Genomic DNA, 14,140 nt, shown 5'->3' with positions numbered 1-14,140 from the left:
AGCCCCGCCCCGGGGCGAAGTTTCTCAATTGCGCGCGGCCTGCTTCGCGGCGGGGCGCCGCTCCTACAAATTCGCTGCGTCGATTTGTAGGGTGGACCGGGCGGTGCTCCACTTTAGCCCACCAATGTAGGTCGCGGTGGGCTGAAGCCCACCCTACGTCACCAACGCGAACGCCAACTTCGCTCCCCTCTCCCGCCCTTCACGCACCCTCCCCATCAAGCGGGAGAGGTTCATCAATTTTTGTAGGGTGGGCTTCAGCCCACCAATGACTCTGCAATGTGGGCTAAAGCCCACCCTACATCTACCTGCCTGCTGGCCGCTACCAATCCTTCAACGCCGCTTCCGCCGCCGGGTTCATCGGCTCGGCCAGCAGGCCGGTCGGCGTCAGGCTGACGCTGTACACCGCATCGGCCGCGATCGGCAGATAGGTGACGCGCAGCGCCTGTGGATCGAACAACAACAGATCACGCTGATTGAGCCGCAGCCAGCGCCATAGATCGACGCCGTACGGGCTTTCAGCCAGTTGCACACGGCCATGTTGCGCCAATGCCTGCTGTTCGATGGCGAGAAAACGTCCGGACAGACGTTCCAGGCGGTATCCCGGCTCAAGACCGATCAGCTCGGCCAGCCCCTTCCAGCGGATCAGGCGACCATCGAGTTGCCACAAATCCCCCTCGAGCGTGACCGTACGCTCACGCTGCCCTTCGAGCAGCGTCACCTGATAACGCTGCGGACCATCAGCCTTGAAGCTCAGCGTCACCAGCGGCTTGCCCGGCTGCAGCGGCTCGTAGGTATACAGATCGTAAGCTAACAGACCGACCAGGCCGGCCAGGGCGAGAAATGCCAGACCACAGGTGCCACGCAACCAGCCGAGGAACCAGCCCGTATTGAGCAGAATGCGCAATGCCACCAGCAGCGCCAATACGGCCAACAGCGCCACGGCCCAGGCCAACCCGTCGTATTGCATCGATTGCGTTCCTTCTCTGACGAAATCCCGGCATTATGCGTAGCTCTCCCCACGACGAACAGCCAGCAGGCTGCGCACTCGCCCACAAGTCGACACTTTAATATGCCCTTCGCTCTCGAGCTCGCCATCGATCCCAGCACACTGGCCATTCTCGCCCTGGTTGCCTTCATCGCCGGCTTCATCGACGCCATTGCCGGTGGTGGCGGCCTGCTGACCATCCCTGCTCTGCTTACCGCAGGTTTACCGCCGCACCTGGTGCTGGGCACCAACAAGCTGTGCGCCACCTTCGGCTCGGGCACCGCGGCTCTCACGTTTTATCGCCGCAAGCTGTTCGATCCGAAACAATGGCGCAACGCGTTGCTGGCAACCCTGATCGGCGCCCTGCTCGGCGCCGTCATCGCGCACTGGATGCCGGCCGCCTGGCTCAACCAGATGCTGCCGGTGATCGTCTTCGCCTGCGGTGTTTACCTGCTGTTCGGACGTATGCCGGAGGCACCAGCCGAACACGACCTGCCGATAGCGCGCGGTCGGCAATGGCCGCAAGGGCTTGGCCTGGGACTCTACGATGGGGTGGCGGGCCCCGGCACCGGCGCATTCTGGACGGTCAGCAGCCTGCTGATGTATCCACTCGACCTGGTGCGTGCCAGCGGCGTGGCGCGTACCATGAACTTCGTCAGCAATGCGGCGGCGCTGGCGGTGTTCATCGCCTTTGGTCAGGTAGCCTGGGGGCTCGGTCTGAGCATGGGCGCCGCCTTGATGGTCGGCGCCTTTCTCGGTGCGCGCACCGCGATCAAAGGCGGTTCGAAGTTCATTCGCCCGGTGTTCATTACGGTGGTATTGGCGCTGGCCGCGCGCCTGGTCTGGCAGCACTGGGTCGCGTAGGGCGGGCGCAACCCGCCAGAGTATCGATTTGGCGGGTTGCACCCGCCCTACGACAGACTCGGCTCGGGCAGACCGAGGCGGCGCGCGACGTAGAGGTCGATCAGATGGCGAGCGATGGAGCGCGACGCCGGCAACGGCGGCAAGTCATCAACGCGAAACCAGCGCGCATCCTCGATTTCGTCTTCCTGCATGACGATATCGCCACCGGCATATTCGGCATGGAAGCCAAGCATCAGCGAATGCGGAAACGGCCAGCCCTGGCTGCCGATGTACTGCAGATTCTTCACCTCGAGCCCGACTTCCTCGCGCACCTCGCGTGCCACGCAATGCTCCACCGACTCGCCTGGTTCGACAAAGCCTGCCAGGGCGCTGTATACCCCTGTCACGAAACGCGGCGAGCGCGCGAGCAGGACTTCATCGCCACGCGTCACCAGCACGATCATGCTCGGCGCCAGGCGCGGATAATGCTGCGATTCGCAGCTGTCACAACGCATGGCCCGCTCGCCAGGAAGCTGTCGGGTCGGCGTACCGCAACTGCCGCAGAAACGATGCTCGGCGTACCAGGTGCCGATCTGCGCGGCGTAGGCGAGCATGCGGAAGGTTTCCGCCTCGCCCTGCAACATAAACTGGCGCAGGCTCTGCCAGTTGCAGCCATCCAGCGCGGCCGACGGTTTGACCTGTAGGAGATAGACGGCGTCCTCACCGAAATGGCCAATGCCCTGCTCGCCGATGATCGGCAGATCCTGGCGCTTGATCCAGTCACGCGGAAACAGCACGCCATTGCTGTCGGCAAGAAAGTTCTGCTGGCTGTAGAGCAGCGCCCAGCCACCCGGCTGGGCCGGATCGAGGAACGTATTACGCCAGACCATCAGGCAGCCACCGGCATGCCCAGCGCCTTGACGCTCTCTTCGGCGAGGTCGAGCACGCTCGGGCGGGTTTCAGGACGCATGACGGCGCCAGCTTCCAGGTAGTACTCCAGGCTGCTCAGCGCATCAGCCAGGGTTTCCAGCATCTGCTCCGAAGGCATCTGACCGCTGTCGAGCATGCGCGTCTGGATGTAGTCGGCGCACGCCCCGACCAGCATCGCGGCACGACGCTGCTCGAGAAACCACAAGCCGCCACGCACGGCCTGCAGGCTGAACGGCACGTTGGACAGGTGCATCTTGTCGCCAGCCGACTCCAGATACGCGGTGATCGCGCGCTTGGCCAGAGCCAGACCGGCCTGTGCCTCGTCGACCACGACGATACGGGCTTCGTTGAGCTGATGAGTAGCGAAAGAATCGGCCTCATTGCCCGGCTCGACGGCAGCCGGCCTGATATCGCGACCTTCGCCACGTTCCAGGCTGGCCACCATGCCTTCGACATAGAGCACGGCATCGGCCAGCTTGTGCAACTGCTCAGCCTGTGGCGGCGCGTCTTCGCTCCAGGCGGCGACCAGCGGCAACTGCGCACCGAGTGAGTTGCCGGCAGAGGTCAGACCGACCATGCCCAAGGTCTTGGCCAGCTTACCCAGCATTGCATGCAGGGTGCCCAAGGTTTCGCCTTGCAAGGTGCCGCGCTCGAGCAGGTCGAGCATGTCCTTGACGCTGGCCAGCTCTTCGCGAATCGCCGTGGACAACGAACGCATCACCGCCTGGCCCGGCCCGGCCAGGCGCCGGTATTCCTCTTCCAGCAGGTGGTCAGTGAACGGCAACGGCGTGAGACCGAACACTCCGCGCATGGCGCTGGCGTGCGGGCCGTGGCTGTCAGCCAGCGCGACCAGATACAGCAGCTCTTTCAGCAAGCTGCGCGGTGCTTCGTACTGGGGGTTGCCGAGCATCAGCTTGAGTTCGCGATCGACCCGCGAGAACAGCTGCTTGCGCGATTTACGTGGCAGCAGTTGACCATCGCACTGCGCTTCGATGGCGGCAGCGCCAATCCAGCACATGCGCCCACGCGGCTCATTGGCGAACAGGCTGTCCAGGCGCGCCATCGCACGCATCATCAGCTTGAGGCTGGCCTGCGGATTCTGCTCACGAATGAAGCCCAGCAGCCCTACCTGATACATGTGACGCAGGCGCTTGCCTTCGCTCAGTTTGGCCGCGCCATCGAGTGGCTGGGTAGCCGTATGTGGCCGCGCATGATCGAGGCGCACGCTGAAGAAGAAACTTTCCGGCAGCGGCTGCTGCGCGCCAGCCTGACGCAAATCGTTGATCGCCGGCAGCAGCAGTTCAGGCATTTCCTGCCGATGAGTGTCGACGTTTTCCAGATAACGGCGCAGCACATGCAGGGCATTGCTCAGTGCCGAGAGTTGTGCGTCGCGCTCCTCACCGGCACCGGCCGGGATATCGGTGGCCTGATCGAGCACTTCCTGCGCCAGCAACTCGGCACCGGCCAGCTCGATCAGGTTGAGCGTGCCGCGCACCTGGTGCAGGCTTTCCACCGCTTGCTGCAACAGACTGCCGTTATGCCGCTCGGCGATGAAATGCTCCAGGCTCTGCTCGGCCTCTTCCATGGTGACGAACAGCTCGTCGCGCACCAGATTCAGGGATGTGGCTCCACTTACCATGCTCTGGGCCTCGCAGCGAACATCAGCGGATACGGCATCAGTCGGCGAACTCCGGCTTCTGCTTGGTCATGTGCGCCGCCATGGCCAGGCGCAGGTCTTCCGATTGCAGCATGGCGGCGTTCCAGGTGGCGATGTATTCAAGGCCATCGTCGACCCGGTGATCGCGCATATAGCGAATCATTTCCTTGGTGCCACGCACGGCAATCGGCGACTTGGCGGCGATTTGTGCGGCGATCTCCATCACCCCGGCCAGCAGCGCCTCCTGATTCTCGTAGGTGCGATTGACCAGGCCGATACGGGCAGCTTCCGTGCCATCGATGTTGCGCCCGGTGAAGGCCAGCTCACGCATCATGCCGTCGCCGATGATGCGCGGCAGACGCTGCAGGGTGCCGACATCGGCAGCCATGCCCATGTCGATCTCCTTGATCGAGAACTGCGCATCGAGCGTGGAATAACGCATGTCGCAAGCGCTGATCAGGTCGATGGCGCCGCCGATGCAATAGCCCTGAATGGCAGCCAGCACTGGCTTGCGGCAATTGTCGACGGCGTTGAAGGAGGCTTGCAGCTCGAGAATCTTGCGGCGCAGCGTGGTGGCGTTACGGCCGACATCCTTGCCCAGTTGCGCACCGACCGAGGCCAGCAACATCAGATCGATGCCCGAGGAAAAGTGCTTGCCGGCACCGGAAAGCACCACCACGCGGACCGCATCGTTGTCATCGACCCACTGGAAGATCTCGATGATCTCGCGCCAGAAGTCGGCATTCATGGCGTTGACCTTGTCCGGTCGGTTGATCTGCACGTGAGCGATCTTGCCCACCTGCTCGATGCGGAAGGCTTTGTAGTCGGACATGGCAGGCATCCTCAGCCGCGGCTCGGCAGCACAGTAACAATTTTGTGATTAATAACCGAGCAACTATAACAAGCACGCCATAAAAGTCGATGCTTGCCAGCGTGACGCAGGCCACAGCCCGGGCGTTATCAACTGCTTTGAATATCAGAGATAAGCGTTTGATCTGCCGAAGAACTTGCGCTTCGGCAGATCCGGGGTGGTTTATTCCACCAAGCAATCCACCGTGTAGTGTCCGGCGTCGGTTTGCAGGCCATGTACATCGACGTCAAAGCCGGGGAAAGCCTTGTCGAAGGTGTGCGCGAACGCCAGGTAGTCGAGAATCGAACGACTTTGCGTGGTAAAGCGCTCACCCGGCATGATCAGCGGAATGCCGGGCGGGTAAGGCACCAGCATCACCGCCGCGATACGCCCCTGGAGCTGGTCGATCGGTACCGCCTCTACCTCGCCCCGCACCAGGCGGTCATAGGCATCAGCCGGTTTGATCGCAATCTCTGGCAGTGCCGTATACATGCTTTTCAGCGCCTTGGCCGTGGCGTTTTCACGGTAGCAGCCATGCAGCGCGTCGCACAGGTCACGCAGGCCCATGCCCTGGTAGCGGCCCGCGCCAGCGTGGGCGATGGAAGGCAGCACGTCGATCAACGGCAGATTGGCGTCGTAGCTGCGCTTGAACTCCAGCAGCTCGGTCAGCAGCGTGCTCCACTTGCCCTTGGTGATGCCCATGGAGAACAGCACCAGGAAGGAGTACAGGCCGGTTTTCTCCACCACCAGGCCACGCTCCCAGAGAAACTTGCTGACCACCGCGGCGGGAATGCCCTGCGGCTCCAGCTTGCCGGCTGCATTGAGGCCGGGCATCACCAGCGTGACCTTGATCGGATCGAGCAGCACATAGTCATCGGCCACTTCGCCGAAGCCATGCCAGTCGGCGTCCGGTTGCAACACCCAGTCGGCGGTCGACAGGCTGTCGGCGCCATCGGCCGCCCCTGGCTGCCAGATACTGAACCACCAGTCCTCGGCGCTCAGGTTGCGCCGCACATTGGCCAGGGCGCGGCGGAAGCTCAGCGCCTCGTCGAAGGTTTCCTGAATCAGCGAGCGCCCTGCCGGCCCTTCCATCATCGCCGAGGCCACATCCAGCGAGGCGATGATGCCGTACTGCGGCGAGGTCGAGATGTGCATCATGAAGGCTTCGTTGAAGCGGTCGCGATCCAGCTGGCGCTGCCCGCCGTCCTGCACGTGAATCATCGAGGCCTGACTGAAGGCCGCCAGCAGCTTGTGCGTCGAATGGGTGGTGAACACCAGCGGTGAATGCTCATCGTACTGGGTGCCCATGCCATAGCGGCCAGCATAGAACTCATGGAAAGCGGCGTAGGCGTACCAGGCTTCGTCGAAGTGCAGCACCTCGACCGAGTCACCCAGCGCCTGCTTGACCATTTCAGCGTTGTAGCACAGCCCGTCATAGGTGGAGTTGGTTACCACCGCCAGCTTGACCCTGGGCGCACGACCGCGCGCCAGCGGGCTGGCGTCGATCTTGGCCTGAATCGATTCCTTGCTGAACTCGGAAAGCGGAATCGGCCCGATGATCCCCAGTTCATTGCGCTCCGGGCAGAGATACAACGGGATCGCGCCGGTCATGATGATCGAGTGCAGGATCGACTTGTGGCAGTTGCGGTCCACCAGCACCAGGTCATCGCGGCCGACCATCGAATGCCAAACGATCTTGTTCGCCGTCGAGGTGCCGTTGATCACGAAGAAAGTGTGGTCGGCGCCGAAGTTGCGCGCCGCGCGCGCCTCGGCCTCGGCCAGGGGGCCAGTATGGTCAAGCAGCGAGCCCAGCTCCGGCACCGACACCGACAAATCCGAACGCAGTGTGTTTTCACCAAAGAACTGGTGGAAGGCCTGGCCCACCGGACTCTTGCGATAGGCTACGCCACCACCATGACCGGGTGTATGCCAGGAATAGTTGGATTGCGCGGTGTGCTGCACCAGCGCCTTGAAGAACGGCGGTAGCAGGCCGTCAAGATAGTTGTGTGCCGCACGCGCCACCTGCCTGGCGAGGAACGACACAGTGTCTTCGTAGAGATAGAGGATGCCGCGCAGGTGGTTGAGATCGGCCATGGCTTCGGCCGGCGCGTTCTCGATGGTGACCTGCTCGCCCAGGGCAAAAATCGGCAATTGCGGCGCCCGCACTCGCGCCACGCGGATCAGCTCGACCATGTCCTGCAACAGGCGGCTGTTCTCCCCCGCCCCCTCGGCCGCCACCAGGATGCAGGCCAGACCGTGGTGAGTGGACGCGACGATACGCCCCTCGGCGGCGCTGGCCGTGGGCAGAATGCTGAAACCGTCCTGGGTAAGCTCCTGAGCGATGGCGCGCACGCGATCACCGGCCACGGTGTCAGCCTTGATGTCGCGATGCACGATTAGGACGGGGAACTTGAGATCTTTATACATTGTGACGTCCTGAAGGCTGGCAGGCTTGGCCTGCCCATCGCCTCAGGTTAGAGGCTCGCCCTGATCGGCGGAACCCCCTGTGCATCACGCTATAAGAAAAGGTCGCAATTGCGCTGTTCGGTTATTCCGGCGCTTTTTCCAACTGCGCCCACAGCGACGGGCCACCCGCAGATTTCTCGATCACGGCCAGGCGCGCGAGATGGGCTGCCAGCTCCTCTTCGCTGGCACGGATGACGCGCGTGCGCGGACGCGAGGCGTCCAGACGGCGGATCGGTGTGGGCTGCTGGCGCCCGCTGCCGTCGCCGTCGGAACCTTCACCGGCCAGGGACAGATTGGTCTGCCCGCCAGTCATCGCCAGGTAGACGTCGGCGAGGATCTCCGAGTCGAGCAAGGCGCCGTGCAGTTCGCGGTTGGAGTTGTCGACGCCGTAACGTTTGCACAACGCATCGAGGCTGTTGCGCTGGCCCGGATGACGCTCGCGCGCCATCATCAGGGTATCGAGCACCGAGCAGTAATCGCTCACGTCGGCGCGTTCGCTCTGCCCCAACAGGGCGAACTCGTTGTTGATGAAGCCAACGTCGAACGCCGCGTTGTGAATGATCAGTTGGGCGCCCTTGATGAACTCGTAGAATTCATCGGCGACGTCCTTGAAGCGCGGCTTGTCGGCGACGTACTCGTTGGTGATGCCGTGAACCGCGATGGCGCCTTCGTCGATCTCGCGATCAGGGTTGAGATAGACATGGAAATGACGCCCGGTCAGGCGACGCCCCAACAACTCGACACAACCGATCTCGATGATGCGGTGCCCGTCAGTGACCGGCATACCCGTGGTTTCGGTATCCAGCACCACATAGCGCTTGACGGTATTCTCGGTTGTCACGCCTTGCTTCTCCAATCTATTCGGGTTGTCGCACATTCAAGCGCGGCATATTAACTCAAGTGGCCTAGCAGGCCGTTGAAAAACGTTGGCGAGGCAGCCAGTGCAAGGCGAAAACAGGCGAAAAAGCGGAGTTTACGAGCTGTAAATGAGCATTTTGAGCCTGTTTTTAACGCAGCAATGGCAACGCAGGTAGTTTTTCAACAGCCTGCTAACGCGCCGAACGCACCTCGTCGACCCCACGATTGGCCAACTGGTCCGCTCGTTCGTTGCCGGGGTGGCCGGTATGGCCACGCACCCACTGCCAGCTCACCTGATGACGATTCACCTCCTCGTCCAGCTTCTGCCAGAGGTCGGCATTTTTCACCGGCTCTTTCGAAGCCGTCTTCCAGCCGCGCTTCTTCCAGTTCGGCAGCCATTCCTGAATACCCTTCATCACGTACTGCGAGTCGGTCACCAGCTTGACCGAACAGGGCCGGGTCAATGCGATCAGGCCGGCGATCGCCGCCATCAGCTCCATGCGATTGTTGGTGGTATTCGGGTCACCGCCCCACAATTCCTTTTCTGCGCCTTTATAGACCAGCAGCGCACCCCAACCTCCGGGACCAGGATTGCCCTTGCAGGCGCCATCGGTGTAAATCACCACTTCATCGGTTTCGGACATTCATAAGCTCTGTACAGATTTGACGGGCCCGGGCATGGCCTTTAGTTGTCGACGTCTCGCCGACTGATCTTGGCCACCGGCATCGGCAGCAACTTGCCCATTGACTCACGGCGCGACTGCCGCAAGGGGCGCAAGCCGACCACCAGTTTGCGCGCCACCAACAGGTAGAAGCCGGCACCCGGCAACTGCCAGGCATCGCCCCAACTCTCCATTCGTCGCAGGCGCATTTGCCAGGCCAGCGAAGCGAGCGGCGGACGATAGCACCCGAAGCGGCGTTTCTCCAACGCAAAACCCAGCAGGCTCAGCCAGTCACCGACGCGGCTCGGGGCGATGCAACGCGCCTTGGCCAAACCATCCTGGGCAAACAGGCGCCGCACGCCCCAGGCGCTCCAGGGGTGAATACCCAGAATCAACAGATGCCCGCCAGGCCTGACACTGCGTGCCGCCTCACGTAGCAGGCCGTGAGGCGACAGGCTGAAATCCAGGCCATGCTGCAGCACCACCACATCAGCGGCGTGCTCACCCAAGGGCCAGGATTGCTCCTCACAGACGATCTGCACGCCAGGCATCGGCGCACCAAGGCGAACGTTGTGCTGAATCTGCCCGGCCTTGGGCGGCCCCTCGGCGCCTGGGCCGAAGCTCACCAGATAACCGCCGAAGAAACGTGCCAACTCTTCCTCCAGCAAGCGCCGCTCTTCCTCCAGCAACAGCTGGCCGAGCGGCCCGGCAAGCCAGTCGCGCGCCTCACCGATGAGTTTGAGCCACTCAGGGTCGGCCTGAGCGAATGCCTGATCAGTCATCGCTGCCTCCGCATGACAGGTTCTGCATGTCCTGTCTAAGATGCACCTTTATCACCAGCTTAGCGACCCGCAATGATCCAGATCGACGCACTACCCGCCTTCAATGACAATTATATCTGGCTGCTGCAGGAGGCCCGCAGCAAGCGTTGTGCCGTGGTCGACCCCGGTGATGCTGCGCCGGTCATGGCCTGGCTCGAGGCCCATCCTGACTGGACACTCAGCGATATCCTGATCACTCACCATCACTTCGATCACGTTGGCGGTGTCGAGCAACTGAAGACGGCTACCGGCGCCCGTGTCGCCGGCCCGGCGGCGGAAAAGATTCCAGCCCGTGACATCGACCTCAAGGATAACGACGCAATCGACGTACTCGACCTGCGCTTCGAGGTCATGGCCGTACCTGGACATACCCTCGGTCATATCGCCTACTACCACGCCGAACAGAACCTGTTGTTCTGTGGCGACACCCTGTTCGCAGGTGGCTGTGGCCGCCTCTTCGAAGGTACGCCGCAACAGATGCACCAGTCGCTGAGCCGCCTGGCAGCGCTCCCCGGTGCAACACGGGTCTACTGCACCCACGAATACACCCTGAGCAACCTGCGCTTCGCCCACGCCGTCGAGCCGCACAATCCGGACGTCAGTGCGCGCCTGGCCGAAGTGGCCCGCTGGCGCGATGAGGGCCGCATCAGCCTGCCGTCGAACATCGAATTGGAACTGGCTACCAATCCTTTCCTGCGTGTTGGCGAGCCTGCGGTCGTCGCTGCGACCAACGGACGCGACGACCGGCAGTCAAGCGAGCCAAGCGCCGTATTCGCTAGTCTGCGTGCCTGGAAAGACAGGTTTTAGTCGCTGAGAAAAAGGTCGACAGGCCCGCAAAAGACCAGATTAAGACTGGTGAAAACTTGACCACCCCCGGCCCGATTCCTAGAATCGCCCGACCTTTTCGCCGGGACATACACCTCACCCAATGCCTTTATCATCACGCAAACCATTGAATATAAAGGCGTTAGCGCGAAACTCCCGAGCGCTCGCGGTGATGTGCAGCATGATCCTGGCCGGCTGTCAGAGCCTGCCCAGCGATACTCCGGACCGTTCGGCTGATACCTCTCGAGCCGTGGGCCTGGAGCGCGAGCCGGAGTGGCTCAACAATCAGGTCAAGCCGCGTGAATACGCCGATATCTGGGAACGCGTACGCGACGGCTTCAAGCTGCAGGATGAAATCGGCATCAACCCGCGCATCGAACGCGTGCGCCTGTGGTACGCCAGCAATCCAAAACACGTCAATACCGTCAGCGAACGCAGCGCGCCTTATATCCACTACATTGTCGAGCGCCTTGCCGAGCGCGACATGCCGATGGAGCTGGCGCTGCTGCCGGTGATCGAAAGTGCTTACGATCCACTGGCCTACTCCTCGGCACATGCGGTCGGCCTCTGGCAGTTCATTCCCTCGACCGGCCGCCATTACAACCTGCGCCAGACCAACTGGTACGACGGCCGCCGCGACGTCACTGCATCGACCGAGGCAGCGCTCAACTATCTCAGCCGCCTGCATGAAATGTTCAACGGCGACTGGCTGCTCGCCCTGGCCGCCTACAATGCTGGCGAAGGCCGCATCAGTCGCGCCATCGAGCGCAACGAGAAGCTCGGCCTGCCCAGCGACTACTGGAACCTGTCGCTGCCCAAGGAAACCGAGGACTACGTGCCCAGGCTACTGGCGCTGTCACAGGTGATCCTGACGCCCGAAGCCTACAGCGTGAGCCTTTCGCCAATCGCCAACGAACCCTACTTCGAACAGATCGCAATCAAGCAGCACATGGATCTGTCGCGCGTCGCCAAACTGGCCGACCTGGATGAACAGGAGCTGCTGCAGCTCAACCCCGCCTACAAGCGCGGGATTACCCTCGACGGCCCGCAACACCTGCTGGTGCCGACCGATAAGGCAGAAATGCTCAGCGCCAACCTGGCCCTGATGAAACCGCAGGAAATGGTCGACTGGCAAAGCTATACCGTACGCTCCGGCGACAGCCTGCACGCCATCGCCAACCGTCACCACCTGTCGGTCAACATGCTCAAGGACGTCAATCGTCTGAGTGGCAACAACCTGAGCATTGGCCAGGTGCTGACCATTCCCGCCAAGCCCGGTGCTCAACCGAGCGAACCGCTGTATCAGCAGCGCAGCGTCGCGCAGAGCGCGAGCACGCGGATCTATCAGGTAAAGAACGGCGACAACCTGTGGCAGATCGCTCGCGCCAACCAGGTCGCGGTGCACGACCTGAAGCGCTGGAACAAGCTGCAAGGCAATGCGTTGAAAGTCGGCCAGGTGCTCACACTGGCAGCCGCCGACAGCGGCGCGCGCGCCGCCAGCGCCAATCGCAGCACCGCCACCTCACGAGACAAGGCTACCTACTACCGCGTAAAGCATGGCGACTCACTGTATGTGATCGCCAAGCGCTTCAATATAGACCTCAAGCGCCTGCAGGCCTGGAATCCACGCAGCAGCAAGCTGCAACCAGGGGAAAAGCTGACCCTCTATCTGCCGTGATCAGCGCTTGCTGATCGCCTCCAGGCAACGCCTCGCCAGTTGCGTGAAACGCTGAAACGCCACGAATTGCTCGTGTCGCAGCGCCCGCCCGGACAGCCTGCTGTCGGCATACAGCACGCCGATTTCCCGGGTACCCGCGATGATCGGTGCAATGAAGAACATGCCGGCGCCAAGACTGCGCCGAATCGGCTGGGTCACCAGCTCGGCCAGGTTGTAGCTGGCGGGCACGCCCATCCAGATCGCCTCGCGATGGCGCAGCGCATAACTGAAGATATGCGGCTGCTCCACCTGCTCGGCAGGCAGCACGAAGTCCTCCAGCCATTGCTGAGACTTTTCACCGATCACCCGTTTGGCGCGGAAGCGGCTTTGCCCATCGGCCAGCACCGCGAGCATCACCCGCTCCAGGCCAACGCCCCGATGCAGGCCTTTGAGCAAGGTGTCGAGCACCAGCCCGACATCGGCCCTGGCATTGACCATCAGGCCAAGATCCTGCAATGCCTGCTGCATCACCAACAGATCCGGCTGCAGCAAACACGCACGACGCGCCTCCTGCTGCTGGCGAATCTGCTCGAGATCGGTATTGGGAATCAGCCGGCACAACTTGCTGGCACCGAAGGTCGAGGCAACCTTGACCGCCTCATCAGCACTGGCCAGCACCTGCTGCAGGGTTTCCTCCGGTGTCAGCTCGATAAACGCTGCCACCTTGCCCAGCACGCCCTCCATTTCTGCACAATCCCAGCCATCCAGCGCCGCCTCGCTGATGCGCACGCCCAACTGTACGGCGTAGGCGGCCGGATCATGCTGGCTGGCGCCCGCCTGGGCGAGGATGGCGGTTTCGCCGAGGTTCCAGCTTTTCAGCAACGCCTGGGTAAGTTGACGAAAGCTGGCACCGAGCATCTCACGCACTGCCTCATCGACATCGACACCGGGGCGCTCAAGGTCATCGGCCAGTTCGTCAGCCTGCGCCCCACCACAGCCCCAGAACGCCAGCTCGCCCAGATGATGGAGCAGCGCAGCGATGAACACTTCTTCGCTGTGCCTGGAAATGACATAGCCAGCCAGGTTGCGCGCCTGCACCGCGGCATGGAAAGAACGCGCGAGTAACATCTGCAACTGCTCACGCGGCGCGCGGGTAAGCAGCCCGTCTATCAGGCTCACCGAAAGACTGATCAGGCGTACATTGTCGAAGCCGATCAGTACGATGGCCCGCGAAATGGTCTTTATGGTTTCCTGGGACGGGTTGTAGTAGACGCTGTTGCCGACCCGCAGCACCTTGCTGGTCAGCGCCGCATCACGCAGCAACACATCGGCCAACTGCTGTACTGAAGCAGAATCCTGCTGCGCAAGGCGCTGCAGATCCTGCACCACTGCAGCCAGCGCGGGCAGTTCGGCTTGGTTCAGGCGATCGATCCATGACTGCAAACCATGGCTTCGTTCCGACAAATTCGTACCCTCATGGTGTGTCCCTGAAGTGTATGCCGTAGCGTCGTAAGCGAGCGCCCACCGCTGCACTCTTTTTCCTGCCCATACAAGCTGTTACTGTACCGACCCAGAAGCCCAAACGC

General features: G+C 62.2%; 12 protein-coding genes. 3 read left to right on the top strand and 9 right to left on the bottom strand.

All coding sequences use genetic code 11. From position 1 onward, the window contains the following. Window positions 1-319: 319 nt before the first annotated feature. Window positions 320-967 carry a hypothetical protein gene (locus PSOLE_RS12245; RefSeq protein WP_003461438.1) on the bottom strand — a complete coding sequence of 216 codons (648 nt, stop codon included), beginning with the start codon at window positions 965-967 and terminating at the stop codon, window positions 320-322. A 102-nt stretch (window positions 968-1,069) separates the two neighbouring features. Between PSOLE_RS12245 and PSOLE_RS12240 the strand changes: the two genes are divergently transcribed. Continuing rightward, window positions 1,070-1,849, top strand: coding sequence for a TSUP family transporter (locus tag PSOLE_RS12240; protein ID WP_003461436.1), 780 nt, complete (start codon window positions 1,070-1,072; stop codon window positions 1,847-1,849). A 47-nt stretch (window positions 1,850-1,896) separates the two neighbouring features. On the opposite strand, the gene nudC is transcribed toward PSOLE_RS12240, so the two are convergent. The 7 genes from nudC to PSOLE_RS12205 form a co-directional block, all read right to left on the bottom strand. Beyond that, complete coding sequence (nudC, locus tag PSOLE_RS12235) at window positions 1,897-2,718, bottom strand: NAD(+) diphosphatase (protein ID WP_074856036.1); 822 nt, start codon at window positions 2,716-2,718, stop codon at window positions 1,897-1,899. Next, complete coding sequence (locus tag PSOLE_RS12230) at window positions 2,718-4,397, bottom strand: ferrous iron transporter B (protein ID WP_074856034.1); 1,680 nt, start codon at window positions 4,395-4,397, stop codon at window positions 2,718-2,720. The genes nudC and PSOLE_RS12230 overlap by 1 nt, the downstream gene beginning before the upstream one ends. Window positions 4,398-4,434: 37 nt before the next feature. Then, entirely contained in the window at window positions 4,435-5,247 is an 813-nt protein-coding gene (locus PSOLE_RS12225; RefSeq protein ID WP_074856032.1) for a crotonase/enoyl-CoA hydratase family protein, read from the bottom strand. 201 nt (window positions 5,248-5,448) lie between these two features. Continuing rightward, window positions 5,449-7,692 carry an Orn/Lys/Arg family decarboxylase gene (locus tag PSOLE_RS12220; protein ID WP_074856030.1) on the bottom strand — a complete coding sequence of 748 codons (2,244 nt, stop codon included), beginning with the start codon at window positions 7,690-7,692 and terminating at the stop codon, window positions 5,449-5,451. A gap of 121 nt (window positions 7,693-7,813) precedes the next feature. Beyond that, window positions 7,814-8,608: a DNA polymerase III subunit epsilon gene (gene dnaQ / locus PSOLE_RS12215; protein ID WP_045107750.1), complete on the bottom strand. Its 795-nt coding sequence runs from the start codon at window positions 8,606-8,608 to the stop codon at window positions 7,814-7,816. A 172-nt stretch (window positions 8,609-8,780) separates the two neighbouring features. Continuing rightward, the gene (gene rnhA, locus PSOLE_RS12210; protein ID WP_003461424.1) at window positions 8,781-9,233 is read right to left on the bottom strand and encodes a ribonuclease HI; all 453 of its coding nucleotides are present in this window, start codon (window positions 9,231-9,233) and stop codon (window positions 8,781-8,783) included. Between the two features lie 41 nt (window positions 9,234-9,274). Then, window positions 9,275-10,033: a class I SAM-dependent methyltransferase gene (locus PSOLE_RS12205; RefSeq protein ID WP_003461423.1), complete on the bottom strand. Its 759-nt coding sequence runs from the start codon at window positions 10,031-10,033 to the stop codon at window positions 9,275-9,277. Window positions 10,034-10,105: 72 nt separating this feature from the next. On the opposite strand from PSOLE_RS12205, the gene gloB reads away from it, so the two are divergent. Both gloB and PSOLE_RS12195 read left to right on the top strand, forming a co-directional pair. Continuing rightward, entirely contained in the window at window positions 10,106-10,879 is a 774-nt protein-coding gene (gloB, locus tag PSOLE_RS12200; RefSeq protein ID WP_003461422.1) for a hydroxyacylglutathione hydrolase, read from the top strand. Window positions 10,880-11,000: 121 nt separating this feature from the next. Further along, window positions 11,001-12,575 (top strand): lytic transglycosylase domain-containing protein, encoded by a 1,575-nt coding sequence (locus tag PSOLE_RS12195; protein ID WP_039964731.1) that lies wholly within the window; start codon window positions 11,001-11,003, stop codon window positions 12,573-12,575. Here PSOLE_RS12195 and PSOLE_RS12190 read toward each other — a convergent pair whose 3' ends face one another. Continuing rightward, entirely contained in the window at window positions 12,576-14,018 is a 1,443-nt protein-coding gene (locus PSOLE_RS12190; RefSeq protein ID WP_088339317.1) for an HDOD domain-containing protein, read from the bottom strand. Window positions 14,019-14,140: the final 122 nt, after the last annotated feature.

Origin of the sequence: Pseudomonas oleovorans subsp. oleovorans (assembly GCF_002197815.1) — a bacterium.
In the GTDB taxonomy this organism is placed as follows: Bacteria; Pseudomonadota; Gammaproteobacteria; order Pseudomonadales; family Pseudomonadaceae; genus Aquipseudomonas; species Aquipseudomonas oleovorans.
Note: the sequence above shows the minus strand (reverse complement) of the source record. Positions and strands in the feature narration are given on the sequence as shown.

Coding starts and splice junctions, on each gene's coding strand:
- PSOLE_RS12205 (WP_003461423.1), bottom strand. CDS start 10,033: ATGACTGATCAGGCATTCGCTCAGGCCGACCCTGAGTGGCTCAAACTC.
- PSOLE_RS12230 (WP_074856034.1), bottom strand. CDS start 4,397: ATGGTAAGTGGAGCCACATCCCTGAATCTGGTGCGCGACGAGCTGTTC.
- PSOLE_RS12195 (WP_039964731.1), top strand. CDS start 11,001: ATGCCTTTATCATCACGCAAACCATTGAATATAAAGGCGTTAGCGCGA.
- PSOLE_RS12225 (WP_074856032.1), bottom strand. CDS start 5,247: ATGTCCGACTACAAAGCCTTCCGCATCGAGCAGGTGGGCAAGATCGCT.
- gloB (WP_003461422.1), top strand. CDS start 10,106: ATGATCCAGATCGACGCACTACCCGCCTTCAATGACAATTATATCTGG.
- PSOLE_RS12245 (WP_003461438.1), bottom strand. CDS start 967: ATGCAATACGACGGGTTGGCCTGGGCCGTGGCGCTGTTGGCCGTATTG.
- rnhA (WP_003461424.1), bottom strand. CDS start 9,233: ATGTCCGAAACCGATGAAGTGGTGATTTACACCGATGGCGCCTGCAAG.
- dnaQ (WP_045107750.1), bottom strand. CDS start 8,608: ATGTGCGACAACCCGAATAGATTGGAGAAGCAAGGCGTGACAACCGAG.
- PSOLE_RS12240 (WP_003461436.1), top strand. CDS start 1,070: ATGCCCTTCGCTCTCGAGCTCGCCATCGATCCCAGCACACTGGCCATT.
- PSOLE_RS12220 (WP_074856030.1), bottom strand. CDS start 7,692: ATGTATAAAGATCTCAAGTTCCCCGTCCTAATCGTGCATCGCGACATC.
- nudC (WP_074856036.1), bottom strand. CDS start 2,718: ATGGTCTGGCGTAATACGTTCCTCGATCCGGCCCAGCCGGGTGGCTGG.